Source organism: Actinoallomurus vinaceus (assembly GCF_039542055.1).
Taxonomy (GTDB): Bacteria; Actinomycetota; Actinomycetes; order Streptosporangiales; family Streptosporangiaceae; genus Actinoallomurus; species Actinoallomurus vinaceus.
In genome coordinates this window covers 131,265-144,502 of sequence record NZ_BAABHK010000020.1, presented here as the reverse complement: position 1 = coordinate 144,502, position 13,238 = coordinate 131,265, and the positions used below count along the sequence as shown (strand labels likewise).

At 70.5% G+C, this 13,238-nt stretch carries 15 protein-coding genes; 6 read left to right on the top strand and 9 right to left on the bottom strand.

The annotated features are described in order from the left end of the window. Window positions 1-19: 19 nt before the first annotated feature. The 4 genes from ABEA24_RS45795 to ABEA24_RS45780 form a co-directional block, all read right to left on the bottom strand. A complete protein-coding gene (locus ABEA24_RS45795) occupies window positions 20-673 on the bottom strand; it encodes a class I SAM-dependent methyltransferase (protein ID WP_345440921.1) in 654 nt (217 codons plus the stop codon). Between the two features lie 232 nt (window positions 674-905). Then, window positions 906-1,703, bottom strand: coding sequence for an ABC transporter permease (locus tag ABEA24_RS45790; protein ID WP_345440919.1), 798 nt, complete (start codon window positions 1,701-1,703; stop codon window positions 906-908). Then, window positions 1,690-2,637 (bottom strand): ABC transporter ATP-binding protein, encoded by a 948-nt coding sequence (locus ABEA24_RS45785; RefSeq protein WP_345440916.1) that lies wholly within the window; start codon window positions 2,635-2,637, stop codon window positions 1,690-1,692. Before ABEA24_RS45785 ends, ABEA24_RS45790 begins: the two co-directional genes overlap by 14 nt. A gap of 92 nt (window positions 2,638-2,729) precedes the next feature. After that, window positions 2,730-3,692, bottom strand: a complete 963-nt coding sequence (locus ABEA24_RS45780) for a hypothetical protein (RefSeq protein WP_345440913.1) — start codon at window positions 3,690-3,692, stop codon at window positions 2,730-2,732. 82 nt (window positions 3,693-3,774) lie between these two features. On the opposite strand from ABEA24_RS45780, the gene ABEA24_RS45775 reads away from it, so the two are divergent. Next, entirely contained in the window at window positions 3,775-4,086 is a 312-nt protein-coding gene (locus ABEA24_RS45775) for a PadR family transcriptional regulator (RefSeq protein ID WP_345440910.1), read from the top strand. After that, window positions 4,083-4,847, top strand: coding sequence for a hypothetical protein (locus tag ABEA24_RS45770; RefSeq protein WP_345440907.1), 765 nt, complete (start codon window positions 4,083-4,085; stop codon window positions 4,845-4,847). The genes ABEA24_RS45775 and ABEA24_RS45770 overlap by 4 nt, the downstream gene beginning before the upstream one ends. 143 nt (window positions 4,848-4,990) lie before the next feature. Here ABEA24_RS45770 and ABEA24_RS45765 read toward each other — a convergent pair whose 3' ends face one another. From ABEA24_RS45765 to ABEA24_RS45755, 3 genes are read right to left on the bottom strand one after another with little or no spacing between them, the layout of a single operon-like run. Beyond that, entirely contained in the window at window positions 4,991-5,386 is a 396-nt protein-coding gene (locus tag ABEA24_RS45765) for a VOC family protein (RefSeq protein WP_345440904.1), read from the bottom strand. 52 nt (window positions 5,387-5,438) lie between these two features. Next, entirely contained in the window at window positions 5,439-6,272 is an 834-nt protein-coding gene (locus ABEA24_RS45760; RefSeq protein ID WP_345440902.1) for a hypothetical protein, read from the bottom strand. Next, the gene (locus ABEA24_RS45755) at window positions 6,269-6,781 is read right to left on the bottom strand and encodes a SigE family RNA polymerase sigma factor (RefSeq protein WP_345440900.1); all 513 of its coding nucleotides are present in this window, start codon (window positions 6,779-6,781) and stop codon (window positions 6,269-6,271) included. Before ABEA24_RS45755 ends, ABEA24_RS45760 begins: the two co-directional genes overlap by 4 nt. Window positions 6,782-7,182: 401 nt before the next feature. On the opposite strand from ABEA24_RS45755, the gene ABEA24_RS45750 reads away from it, so the two are divergent. Together ABEA24_RS45750 and ABEA24_RS45745 are read left to right on the top strand one after the other, a co-directional pair. Further along, entirely contained in the window at window positions 7,183-8,616 is a 1,434-nt protein-coding gene (locus ABEA24_RS45750; RefSeq protein ID WP_345440898.1) for a phenylacetate--CoA ligase family protein, read from the top strand. Next, complete coding sequence (locus ABEA24_RS45745) at window positions 8,613-9,599, top strand: hypothetical protein (protein WP_345440896.1); 987 nt, start codon at window positions 8,613-8,615, stop codon at window positions 9,597-9,599. The genes ABEA24_RS45750 and ABEA24_RS45745 overlap by 4 nt, the downstream gene beginning before the upstream one ends. 24 nt (window positions 9,600-9,623) lie before the next feature. Here ABEA24_RS45745 and ABEA24_RS45740 read toward each other — a convergent pair whose 3' ends face one another. Next, window positions 9,624-10,379, bottom strand: coding sequence for an AfsR/SARP family transcriptional regulator (locus ABEA24_RS45740; protein WP_345440894.1), 756 nt, complete (start codon window positions 10,377-10,379; stop codon window positions 9,624-9,626). A 688-nt stretch (window positions 10,380-11,067) separates the two neighbouring features. Here ABEA24_RS45740 and ABEA24_RS45735 point away from each other — a divergent pair. Continuing rightward, window positions 11,068-11,934, top strand: coding sequence for a DUF5919 domain-containing protein (locus tag ABEA24_RS45735; protein ID WP_345440892.1), 867 nt, complete (start codon window positions 11,068-11,070; stop codon window positions 11,932-11,934). Beyond that, complete coding sequence (locus ABEA24_RS45730) at window positions 11,931-12,743, top strand: inositol monophosphatase family protein (protein WP_345440889.1); 813 nt, start codon at window positions 11,931-11,933, stop codon at window positions 12,741-12,743. The genes ABEA24_RS45735 and ABEA24_RS45730 overlap by 4 nt, the downstream gene beginning before the upstream one ends. 83 nt (window positions 12,744-12,826) lie before the next feature. Here the strand turns inward: ABEA24_RS45730 and ABEA24_RS45725 are convergent, their stop codons facing one another. Continuing rightward, window positions 12,827-13,162: an ArsR/SmtB family transcription factor gene (locus tag ABEA24_RS45725; protein WP_345440886.1), complete on the bottom strand. Its 336-nt coding sequence runs from the start codon at window positions 13,160-13,162 to the stop codon at window positions 12,827-12,829. Window positions 13,163-13,238: the final 76 nt, after the last annotated feature.

The following is a 13,238-nucleotide window of genomic DNA, read 5'->3' as shown; positions in this document are numbered from 1 at the left end:
TCGGGTACCGCGACCGGGCCTATGGCTCCGTCGGTTTGCGGGCGAGGAGGCGGCCGTGCAGGAACCTCTCGTTCTCGCCGGGCTCGCGGCGCAGCCGCGCGAGCTCGACGAGCCCGGCCTTCCGGGCCAGGTCCGCGACGTGGTCGATGGAGAGCCGGTAGGCGAGGGAGACCTTGTGGTCGAACGGCTCGGCCGGGTGCGGCGAGTCGCCGTCGGTCGTGAAGAAGCCGAGGAGCAGGTGACCGCCGGGGGCCAGCACCCGGGCGAACTCCTCGAAGATCACCGGCAGCTCCTCCGGCGGCGTGTGGATGATGGAGTACCAGCTGAGCACGCCGCCCAGCGCGGCGTCCTCGATGTCGAGCGCGAGCATCGAACCCTCGTCGAACCGCAGCTGCGGGTACGCCTCGCGGGCCAGCTCGATCATCGCCGGCGACGCGTCGACGCCGAAGGCGGTCAGGCCGAGGCCGGCCAGGCGCGCCGTCACGCCGCCGGGCCCGCATCCGAGGTCGGCGACCGGCCCGCCGTCCGCGGCTCGTACGAGCTCGGCGAACGCGGTGACCAGGGCACGGTCCAGCGGATGGCCGTCGGTCGAGTCGCGGAAGAGTTCGGCGTAAAGGGTGGCGACGGCGTCGTACGCCGACCGGGTGGTGTCCAGGTATGAGGGCTCGATCACGGTCGTCGACCCTAGCCCTCGTAGCCCGTGCTGGTGGCCATCCAGAAGCGTTGATGGGTGGTCCACCACCACCAGCCTGCACGACCTCGCGGCGATCGAACGTCTCCTCCAGATCACCCTCCGTGGCCTGGACCAATCCACGCCGACCAGCGCGACATCCGGAATCTGATCCCGGCAGGTCTACACAATCACCCGGAGACGCGAGGGGCGGCTCGGTCCGAACGGCGTGGGATCACGCTGCTGGATCGCGGCGCCGCAGGATGAGGATGGCGACCGCGGTGGCCACGGCGATGGCGGCGACCTGCGCCAGGATCCCAGTCCCGAGATGGGCCGGCTCCTTGGCCGCGAACAGCCGCGTCCAGTCCTGCCAGTAGTGGACCGGCAGCAGGACGGCGATGAAATGCAGGGCGGACTGGCCGTTGAGGATGTTGGCCGCGATCACGAAGGCGATGGAGGCGCCGACGGCCTCGGCTCCGCGCGGAAGCAGCAGCGCGAGGGCGAACGCGATCGCGGCGATGCTCAGCAGGCACAGCGTGATGTAACCGCACGCGGCCATCACCCGGCCGACCGCGTCGCCGGTGCTCAGCACGGGCGCGCCGATGATGTGGAACGGGTGCCAGCCGAACCACGCGAGACCCGCGATCAACCCGGCCGCCACGACGCAGAGGGTGGTGGCGACGGCGACGATGAGGAGGGCGCCGAGTTTCCCGACGAGGAGCCGCGACCGGCTGACCGGCGCGATGTAGAGGTAGCGCAGAATCCCCCAGTCGCGGTCGGAGGAGCCGATCGCGCACGCCAGCATCGCGATCACCACAGGCATCAGCAGGTTCGCCATGAAGTCCAAACACGCCATGGTGAGGTTGAGGGCCGAGAACGGAGACGCACCATAGAGCCCGCCCTGAGCGCCATCACGGTGTCCCGCGTGGGGGGCCGTCGACAGCGCCGACAACACGGGCACAGCGGCCAGGAAGGCCAACGCGAGGGGCGTGCGGAGCCGGAGCAGTTGGGTCGTTACCTCAATGCGCAGCATGCTCGCTGCCTCCTTCCGTCATGGTCAGGAACGCTTCCTCCAGGGAGCGGCTCGCCTGGTTCACCGATGTGACACCGACACCCGCCGTGACCAGCGCGGAGACCAGGTCCCGGGACTGCAGATCCGGCGCGGTGACCTCGAGGCCGTCCCCCTGCGCGGTCACGGTGGCGACGCCGGGGATGGCCCGCAGCACGGCGATCGCACGATCGTTGTCGTCGACCTCGATGCGGTAGGAGTCCGCACCGCCCAGCAGATCCGTCAGCGGACCGGCGGTGACCAGGGCGCCGTTGTTCATCACGACCGCGTGGGTCGCCAGCTGCTGCACCTCGGCCAGCTGGTGGCTGGACACCAGCACTGCCGCACCGCCCCGGGCGAACGCGGCAAGCCGGTCGCGAAGAGCCCGGACCTCGGCGGGGTCCAGACCGTTCGCCGGCTCGTCCAGCAGCAGCACCTGCGGTGCGCGCATCAGCGCCTGCGCCAGCATCAGCCGCATCTTCATGCCCATCGAGTAGCCCTTGACCCTGCGGTCGATCGCCGCGCCGAGCCCGGCGAGTTCCAGCGCGTCGTCCAGCTCCGGCGGCGGCCACGACCGCCGGGTCGCCGACCACAGCAGCTTCAGGTTGGCCATGCCGGTCATGTGCGGGACGAACGCGGGGCCGTCGATGAGGACACCGACGCGGCTCAGCTCGCTCGCGCCGAGCCCGACCGGTTCGCCGAGGATGCTCGCGGTGCCGGCGTCCGGGGCCGACAGTCCGACCAGCATCCGGATCGTCGAGGTCTTGCCGGCGCCGTTCGGGCCGAGCAGCGCGCAGACCTGACCGGTCTCCACCGTGAAGCTGAGTTCCCGGACGGCCTGCCTGCGCCCGTACCGTTTGGACAACTCGCTGGCGCGGATCATCGGGGTCACCGGCGTGCCGGTGGTGGGGGGTTCCATAGCGTGCCTTTCACATGTGCGCACGGGCAGGTGCGGAATGAACGCGAATGAATGCGGGGTCATCAGGGGCGGGAAGGGAACGCCGCGTCGGATCAGGCCACACGGCGGCGGTAAGCGATCAGTGGCACGGCGGTGACCGCGCCGCACACCAGCCCGGCCCCGAGGGTGAGCACCACCAGTGACGGGACGGACGTCAGTTCTTCGGCGCCGAGCACGGACCACAGCGCGTCGCGGAACGCGACCGCGAGTTGGACCGCGACGCATCCGACGATCACGGACACCTCCGCGATACAGCGGGCTGCTGAACGCGGTGGCCGGGTGATGAAGCCTCCGACCAGGTTGCTGATCCAGCAGAAGGCGACGTAGGCCGCCGTCTCGACGACCAGCGCCCACGCGATCAGCAGCGGATCCGTCCACCCCTCCCCGCCGGCGAGAGCACCAACGAGACCAATGGCGACCAGCGCGCTCAACCCGACGAAGACGCCCATCGTGTGCCGACGCACCCAGACCGCGTTACCGTCGGTCACCCAGCGCCGCAGCACCGGCATCCGCCTGCAGATCCAGACGACGTCGCCGAGCCAGTCATGCCGCCATCGCGCGGCCGATCCACGCGGCCGCCGGCAGCGCACCAGCAACACGGTCACGACAAGCGCGGCCGCGCAGGTCACGACCAGTCCACCCATCAGCACCGCGGTCCACCGGTTCCAGGCCGAGGCGTGCGCCCCGCCGATCACCGCCGCCCATTCGGCGATCAGGGTGACCCACACCAGCGCGGTCATCGCCCAGGTCGCGCGCAGCATCTGGTGCGCACGGTCGGGGCCGCCCGGTGCCCGCCACGCGAACATCCGCAACACGATGACCCCGGCGAGCATCGGCACCGCGAAGATCGCGAACGACACGAAGACGTCGTAGGGGTCGTCCTGCCAGGGGCTGGTCGCCCGCACCGTCTTGTCCTGGGACTCCAGCATGCTCAGCACCTCGAACAGCCCCGCCGTGCTCAGCGCCGCCCAGATCGCGGTCAGCGCCGCCCGCCCGGTCCCGTCTCTGCGTTCCACAGCGGACATAGTACGCGGAACGTACTACGCGTCAAGTAGTAACGTGGCGCGTAGTATCCTCCCTCGCAGGAGGCCTACATCCATGCACAGCAACGACGCACAGATGCTCGTGCTCACCGTCCTCGCCGACGGACCGCTGCACGGCTACGCGATCAACACCGCGATCCAAGAGCTCACCGGTAGCCGCCTCGGCCCGGGCAGCCTCTACGGAGCCCTCTCCCGGCTCGAGGCCCGCGACCTCATCCGGCCCGCCGGCACCGATGCCGCCCCGCAGGAACGGCACCGCACCATGGAGATCACCGACACCGGCCGGGACACGCTGCGTGCCGAACTCGAGCAGATGAACCGCATCTCCCAGGCGGGGCTGCGCGCACTCGGGATCACCCCGGCATGAAAGCCGCCACACTGATCACCGGCCTCTACCCGCCTGCGGTCCGCGACCGATGGGGCGCCGACATCAGCGACGAATTGGAAGCCATCGGCCCCCGATCCTGGCCCGACGCCGTCACCGGAGCCGTACGGCTCTGGCTCCGTCCGAGCACTTGGCCCGAGACCTTCGCCGGCCAGACCCGGCGCGTGGCCGCCGTCGCCCTCTTCGTGGTCACCTCCGCCACCATGCTGCTGCTGCGAGCCGTCGAACCCTCTCCCGCGGTGACCGCCGACACCCGCCACATCGCCACCAGCCTCTGGCTCGCCCCCACGCTGCTCGGCATGGCCCTGGCCGCGCCGCTCCCACCACTGCGCTGGGCCGCGCTCCGCCGCATGACGGTCGTCGCGATCCGCACCCTCGCCGGTCCCGCGGCCGCGCTCTCGGCGATGGTCCTGGCGGCCAACACCGGAGTGGTCAGGCAGGCATCCGGGCTGACCGACGCCGCGCTCGTCGCCTACTACTGGGGCACGCTCGCGTTCGCGGCGGTCGGCATGTGCATTCTCGTCGCCCGCGTTGCCAAGGCCGCTGTCCTCCCGTCCGCGCGCCGCCTCGGCACCGCGCTCGTCCTCCTCGGAACAGGACTCGCGTGCGCATCACTGCAGAACGTATTGGTGAGCATCAAGACCGGCTCCGTCACCGGTTCGCTCGCCGCGACGGTGGCGCTCGCCCTGCTCGCCGCGGCGACCATCAGCGCCGGCCACGACCTGCAACCGCGCCACAGCTGACCCCGCTCCTCGTCATGCGGCACCACCCTCGCCACGTGCCCTGAACGTCCCCTCCGGACGTGACCTCCTCGGCGCCGTCCGCACGGTCGCGGTCGGTCTCGGAGCCGGGGAAACCGAGGCGACGGCCTGACCACGTTCGGAGATCACGGCTCGGCGATGACGACGAGGTAGCCGTCGAGGTCCCGGAGCCAGATCTCGCGGTGGCCGGCGTTCGGGTTGAGGTGCACGTCGGTCACGATCTGCGCGTCCGTCCGCCGGATGCGTTCCACGGCGGCGTCGAAGGCGGGGATCTCGAACCACAGGGCGACGCCGTTGCCGAGCGGCCGGTCGGGGTCCGCGATGGCCCCGTGGTGGTGTCCGATCTCGAGCCGGTGCAGCTGCATGATCATCGTGCCGTCGACCAGCAGCTGTTCGTACTCCGGGCCACCGTGACCGCTCGTGGCGCCGAGGAGGTCCTGGTACCAGCGACCGGCCTGCTCGACGTCCGCGACCGCGACCATCGGCTGGGGCCGTACGCCGGGAAGAGCGTTCTTCGTCATTCCCCGACCGTGTCCGAACGACCGCGCTCCGGGCTTGGACGAATGGGAGGCGTCAGGGGCGCTGAACGTTCACCGGGCTGCCGTAGCCGGAGAAGTCGATCACCATGGCACGGGTGACCGGGTCCCGGTCGGCGATCTTCGGGTCGGGGCCGACCAGGGTCGTCTGCATCGTGATCTGCTTGATCTTCTGATCGGCCACCACCACGGTGCCGGTGACCTTGTTGCCGCCGGGCTCACCGCCGGCGGACTTCTTGCCCACGTACGCGAAGGTGTACCGGCCGGTGCCCGTCCGGGTGACGGTCCCGACGGTGGCCAGCGTCTTGAGCAGCGGTTTTGGACCTGCCGTCAGGATCTCCCCCATGGGGAGAGCACCGCGCGGGGCCCCGATGGTGCCGGCCGGGTCGATGCGCTTCCACCTGGCACCGCGTTGCACGTACGCGTCGTTGCCGATGTAGCGGAATTCCATGGTGCGCGCCGGCGCGGTCTTCATTCGCAGGTATCCGCGGTGGGCCACCGGGTCGAAGGCGCCCTGGTAGTGCTCGGCGTAGTCCTTCCGCTTCGCCTGGGAGACCGTGTACGTGATGGCCACCCGGTAACTGGTCCGCGAGGTGGACTCCGCGGCCGACACCAGCTGCAGGGCCGGCTGGGGCGAGGCGGTGACGTGCGAACCGCCGCCTGGAGAGGAACTGCTCGACAGCACGCCCACCCCGACTGTGATCGCCGTCACCGCCGCGACACCGGATGCGGCGGTGACGATCCCCGCCCGGCGCTTCCGCTCCGCCCGGCGGCCGCGCTCGATCAGTTCGGCGACCGGCGCGGCCGAGTCGCCGTCCAGCCCTGCCAGCGAGCGCAGGGCCGTCGACAGTTCTTCTCGTTCCATGGTCATCGTGCGATCTCCGTGTTCTGTCGGGGGTCCAGGTGGCGCAGCAGTTCGCGCAGCCGTCTGATGGCGCGGTGGTGCTGGTTCTTGACGGTGCCGACCGTGCAGCCCAGGGCCGCCGCGACCGACTTCTCCGTCAGGTCCTCGAAGTAGCGAAGGACGACGATCGTCCGCTGCTGGTGCGAGAGGGCGAGGAGCGCGCGCCGCAGTTCCTCGTTGGGTTCGCGCGGCGCGGAGGCCGGATCGATCCGATCCGGTGTCTGCGCGGTGAGCAGCTCCCGCCTTCGCCGCCTCCACCGGCTGACGTTCCCGTTGACCAGCATGCGCCGCAGGTACGCGTCCGGGTCTCCGGCGGCCACGCGCCGCCACCGGACGTAGAGCTTGACCAGGCAGTCCTGGAGAAGCTCCTCGGCCTGGTGCGGGTTTCCGGTCAGCAGCGTGGCGACCCCGAGGTGACGGCTCCAGGCCGCCTCCACGAAGGCGGCGTAGGCGAGGTCCTTCGTCGTGTCACTCACGACCATCAAACGCGGCAGACCGGGAAAAGGGTTGGCGGCCCGCCGCCGATTTTCGGCACCGGGCCGGACGACCGTACGGCCCGGATGTCCAGGCTCGGCGATCAGTGCGGGAGACCACCGGTGCCGCCTGCCGATGTGCGCCGGATGTAGGTGAAATGTATGGCCCAATGTGCCCCCGGACCGCAAAGTCGATCTCGAGGGCGGCCGCCCCGGCCACCTCGGATCAGAGGAGGGTCCCGATGATCAAGATGGTGCGTGTGTACGCCAAGTACACGATCGGTGCGCTGTCGGCGGCGCTGTTCACGAACAGCGCCGCCTGACCTGGTGTGTCGCTCTCTCCGGGGGCGTCGCCCGTTCCCGGAGAGGGCTCCATTCTCCCCCGGCCAGGATCTGGAGAAGCGGTGCTCAGCACGGGTATACGGCAGTTGGGGTTCGCCTGGTCCATGCTGTCGGGCCGCCGGTTCCGGGTCGGTGACGTCCTGGCCCTCGCGGATGACATGCGCGCGACGCTGCAAGAATTCGGCTCCGCCGGCGATGGGGCCGGCGACATGCTCACCGCGCCCGATCCGGAGATTCAGGCGAATCTCACCGAGCGGCGGCTCCGCCGTACGGTGCGCAACGCCGCCCGGCATACGCCGTACTATCGGCACCTGTTCGAGCGGACCGGCGTCGACCCGGCGTCCGTGAGCCCGGCCACGATCGCGAGCATCCCTCCGACACCGAAGGGCGCGCTGCGGAGCATGCCGTCGGCGTTCGTGTCGGACGCCGCGCGTCCGGCCGTGGCGGCACAGACGACGGGCACCACGGGTGTTCCCACCACGGTGTGGTTCTCGCAGTACGAGCTGGAGATCACGGCGGCGACGAGCGCGCTGGCGCTGATGCTCGTCACGGGCCTGCGCACCGAGCACGTCTGGGCCAACTGCATCACGACGCGATCGATCGCCCAGTACCTGGCGGAACGTTCCGTCCCGATGACAGGGGCCGGCTATGTGCCGATCGGCCCGGTCGACCCACGGATCGCGCTCGACCGGCTCGCCACCCCCGTGCACCTGCCCGGCAAGCGCCCGCAGATCACCCATCTCAACACGACGCCCTCCTACCTGGCCGCGCTCGTCCAGGAGGCCGAACGGGACGGCTGGACCGCCGCCGACTTCGGACTCCAGGAGATCCACGTCGGAGGCGAGATCCTCACCGACGCGCTGCGGGACCGGGCACGCGAACTGTTCGACGCGCCCGTCACCGACGGCTACTCGATGACCGAGATCATCCCGGTGGCCGGTCAGGTCTGCGCGCACGACCACCTGCACGTCGCGGCCGACCTCGGACACGTCGAGGTGCTGGACCCGGTGACGTTCGAACCGGCCGCGCCCGGCGCCGTCGGCTCCCTCACCGTCACGCCGTTCCTGTCGTACCGGGACACCACGACACTGCTGCGGTACGTCACCGGGGACCTGGTCCGCGTGCTGCCCGAGGCGGAGAAGCTGGACTGCGAGATGGCGGCCGTGCCCGCGACGTCGCGGGTCCTCGGACGCGTGACCGGTTCGGACCTGACCACCAGGGACGTGCTCGAACTCCTGCAGGCGGAGCGCGCGCTGCCGCTGCCGACGCGGTACGCGCTGGAGGAGACCGGAGACGCCGCCGGGCCCGTGCTGCACGTGGTCGCCGAGCGGGCCGACCGGACGCTCCTGGCCCGGATCGAGGGACGGGTGGCCGACCTGGCGCTCCCGCTGTCCGGCGTGAACCTGGTCGAGGACCCGGCCGACCTCTCCGCGCCCTGCCGCGTCCGCGCCGACCTGCGGGAGCACACCTTCCACACCGCCGGGAGGCGCATGTGAGCCACGCGCTGCGGGGCGCCCTCGCCCTGGACGCCGCCGTGCTGGTCACCGTCGGCCTGGCCGTCGCCTACCTGGCCAAGGTGCGGATGCCACGGCCGCCGGCGGGCCTGTTCGTGCGATCCGACATCGTGATCATGGTGGCGCTGCTGGTCATCATGCCGTTCGCGTACCTCAACATGCCGGCCGCGGTCGTCTGCACGGTGTTCGGCCTGGTCGTGTTCGTCGGGTTGCAGGCAACGCTCGCGCCCGTCATCGGCGGCCGGACGGCGATGGTCGCGGCGACGCTGGTGTGCGCCTTCGAGGTCGTCGCGTACTTCGCCGGCTGGTCCACGGCACTGATGGTGGTCAACGACGGCGCGCTCGTCATCGTGGCCGCCGGGGTGACCAACATGTGGGTGCAGACCGCGATGAAGCCGTCTCTCGTCGCCGGGCTGGCCGCGGCGCTGGTGGTGTACGACACGGTCGCGACCGGGCTCGCGTCGGTGACCTCGGACTTCATGCACCTGGTCAACGGCATCCCGTTCGCGCCCATGCTGGCGGCCCGGTACGCCCCCGAGCCGATCATGCTGGGCCTGGGCGACACGCTCATGCTGACGCTCTGGCCTCTCGTCGCGATCAAGTCGTACGGCCGGGTCGCCGGGATCTGCGCGGTCGTGGTCGACATGCTCCTGATGGCGGCGGTGTTCGCCGGGTTCGCCTCAGGCGCGATCACCTGGATTCCGCTGCTCACGCCGCTCGGGCCGCTCATCGTCGCGCAGTACCTGTACTGGCGTCGGCGCACCCCGGTCGTCGTTCCGGTGCGCGCTCCGCTCGAGGCGGCGCTGCGGGCGTCGTACGGCGAGGACGAGCCCGCCGACGGGACGTGGGTCGCCCTGCACGAGGGGAAGGTCGTCGGCCGCGGCGACTCGCCGGGAGCGGCCCGGCGGGCGGCCCGCGAGGCCGGGGTCGCCGAGGTCCCCGTCACCGCTCTGGGGCGCCCGTAACGGCTGTTTCACATGAAACAATTCTTAGATCTCGCCGTGCAGCATGGCCGCGTGCAGCCGCCGCAGCTCCGGGTGCGGCTCGACGCCGAGCTCCGTCGCCAGGACCATACGCGCCCGGTGATAAGCGTCGACCGCGTCGCCCTGGCGTCCGGACCGGTACAGCGCCACCATGAGCTGCCCGTGCAGCCGTTCCCGCAGAGGGTGGTCGGTCACGAGCGCCCGCAGGTCCGCCACGGCCTCCTCGTGGAGCCCGGCCGACAGCCGGGCGTCACCCAGGCCCTCGATGGCGATCAGCCGTTGCTCGGTGAGCATCGCGATCTCGCTGTCCAGTTCGGGCCAGCGCGGCACGTCCTCGTACGCGTCGCCGCGCCAGAGGTCGAGTGCCTGTTGGTAGCGGGCGATGGCGGTCGAGAAATCGCCCTGCGCGTACGCCAAGCGCCCTTCGCCGACCGCCGTCGCGAAGTCGTACGCGTCGACGTCGGACGGCTCCACGGCGAGCGCGTAGCCGGGCGGGCGCGTGCGCAGAACGGCACCGGCGGGAGCCAGCAGGCGACGTAACCCGCGCACATGGGTGCGGAGGTTCGACCGGTGGGAGGCCGGCGGTCCCTCCGGCCAGACCGCCCGGATCAGGGAACGGGTCGGTATGACCCGGCCGGGCCGGATGAGCAGTGCCGCCAGCAACGCCCGCCGTTTCGGCTGGCGAACACCGATGAGCTCGCCCGCGACCGGGACCTCCAGCCCGCCGAGGACCAGGAATCGGGGTCGCGATTCGGAGGTCACCGGATGTCTGATCTCTCGGGCACGCCGCTCAAGCGGCCGAGCACGATCACAGCGGAGCACGCCATGATCGTGAACGTACCTGCGTAAGGGGAGCCCGTCACCCCCGCTCATGAAGCGCGTTCGACCGCCGTCGATGCGTCGCCGGGGACGGCCCCGTTCACGACGAGCGTTCGGCCGGGGTCGCGTGGCGGTCGACGTCGGGGCGCAGGTGTGCCGCGATGCGTTCGGCGGCCGTTTCCGGGTCCGTGGCCGGTAGCCGATCTTCGGACCGCGGGCACCATTCGAAGAATTCTCCGCACGCGCTCACGGATATCCAGACCCGGGGGTCCACGGGACCGCCGTGCACCGACAGTGCCGGCCTGGCATCGCTCATCATCGAAGGCAATCCGAGTCTGGCCAGTTCACGGCACAAGGACACGAGAAGCCGCACTTTTTCGCTGTGATCGGCGCACACCGCCGCTGCCCTCCAACGCCCCCGGAACAGCCCGTCTCACCCACCGTCCATAGCATCCTTCGTATCGGTGTTTCATCTCGATGCCATGCAAGGCGCTTTTTCGACGCCAATGTCTTGTCTCCGTCTCGAATTTGTCTCGTCGTGCGGATAAATGCTGGCTAGGCTGGCCGTGTGGATGAAAGTGCAGAACGGCGACCCACTTTACTTCGAATATTGGTGAAACAACGTCAATTAATGCGGTATGGGATGTTTCGTGCCGCGTACGAGAACGCCGCCAAGAAGGTGGATCGCGACCTCGTCGGCACCGCTCCGAGCCGGGCGCAGCTGCACCGCTGGATCTCCGGCGGGCTCAAACGGCTGCCCTACACCGATCACTGCCGCGTGCTGGAGACCATGTTCCCTGGGTGGACCGCCGACCAGCTGTTCGGGCCGTGCCCGGACGACCTCCTGCCCGGCGAGTGCGCGCCCAGGGCGGGCCGCGCCCCGGCTCCTCCGCGCATCCGGCCCGCCCGGGCCGCCGACGGTCCCCTCTCGCTCCTCGCCCGGGACGGCCCAGGTCCGCCGCTGGCGGATGTGGCCGCCGTCTTCACCACCCGGGCGGAGTTCACCTACGCCATGCCGCCGCAGGTGATGTTCGACGACGCGGAGGACATCAGGGCGGCCGGGCTGTCGCTCAACCTCCTCTGCCAGCAGTATCCGGACCAGCGGCTGCGCCACCTCGTCGAGAGCGGCACCCGGCTGGAGTGCCTCTTCCTCGATCCGGACGGCGACGCGATCAAGGCGCGGGAGTGTGAAGAGGGCTACACCGACCACTACCTGTCCACGCTCACCAAGCTGAACATCGAGGTCCTGGCGCGTGTGCGCGACCGCCTGCCGGCCGAGGCCCGCGACCGCCTGTCACTCGCCGTCTACGACGAGACGATCCGGTTCGGCATCGTCCTGATCGACGGTACGACCTGCGTGATGCAGCCCTACCTGCCCCAGGCGCGCGGGGTGGACTCGCCGACGTTTCTGCTCCGCCGTGACCCTGGCAGAGCGGGGCTGTATAACACCTTTGAGCAGATTTATCGCGAATTGTCGGAACGGAGTCGGCCGGTATGACGACGCCAGTCGGAGCGCTGCTGCCCGTCGCTCTCGACGCCGTCACGATCGCCGCCGATCTCATCCGCTCCCGGGCCCCGGGTCTGCTCACCGCCAAGGGCGACCGGGACATGGCCACCGACCTGGACTACGCCGTCGAGCGTGCCGTACGGGCGTACCTGCTCGACCGGGCGCCCGCCGTACCGATCCTCGGTGAGGAGGAAGGGGTCACCGGCGACGGCGGCGGGGACCTGCTGTGGGCGCTCGACCCGATCGACGGCACGGCCAACTTCGTCCACGGGCTTCCGCTCTGCGGCGTCTCCCTGGGCCTCCTCCACCGGGGCCGCGCCGTTCTGGGAGTGATCGACCTGCCGTTCCTCGGCACCCGCTACTCAGCCGCCGAGCACGCCGGCGCCCACGTCGGAGAGCGGCGCATCACGGCGAGCGCGACGAGCGCGCTGCACGACGCCATCGTGGCCATCGGCGACTACGCGGTCGGGTCGGACTCCGAGGAGAAGAACCGCCTGCGGCTCGCGCTGACCGCCGCCCTGGCCGCCGAGGTCCAGCGGGTGCGGATGCTCGGCTCCTCGGCCATCGACCTGGCCTGGGTCGCCGAAGGCAGGCTGGACGTCAGCGTGAGCATGTCCAACAAGCCGTGGGACACCGCGGCCGGCGTCGTCATCGCCCGCGAGGCCGGAGCCACCGTGGTCGACCACGACGGCAGCGAGCACACCGCCGCCTCGACCGCCACCATCGCCGCAGCGCCCGGTGTCGCCGAGCAGATCAACGCGCTGATCGCGCGAACCCGGCGGGACCTGGCGCCGATCTGACCCTGTCGCCCGCCCCAGGCGCCGTCGCGGCCGCCGATCAGACCGGCGCGGTCATCGATTCGCGCGGGCGTTGAGGAGCCGCCTCACAGCGGGCCGCTGTTCGGCGACTCGGCTGCGGCGAGGCTCAGGATCGGATCGAGCAGGCCCGGGAACCGGTCGCGTAGATCGTCGGCGCGTAGCCGGATCCGCCGGTGCCGGCCGTCGACGGTCATGCTGATCAGCCCGGCCTCGCGCATGATCCGCCAGTGATTGGACAGCGTCGACATCGGCACGTCCAAACCGTCGGCGAGGACGGCACAGGTCGACTCGGGATCGCCCCAGACCCGCCGCACCAACTCCAGGCGCACCGGATCACCGAGCGCGTGCAGCACCGGCGCGAGCGTCAGTGACTCGCGTGCGGGCTCGGGCAGCGGTCGCATGCCTCGACGATACTACATCGTTCGACAGTTCGGGATTATCGAACTATTGTCTCCGGGGGCATCCGGATCATGAGAG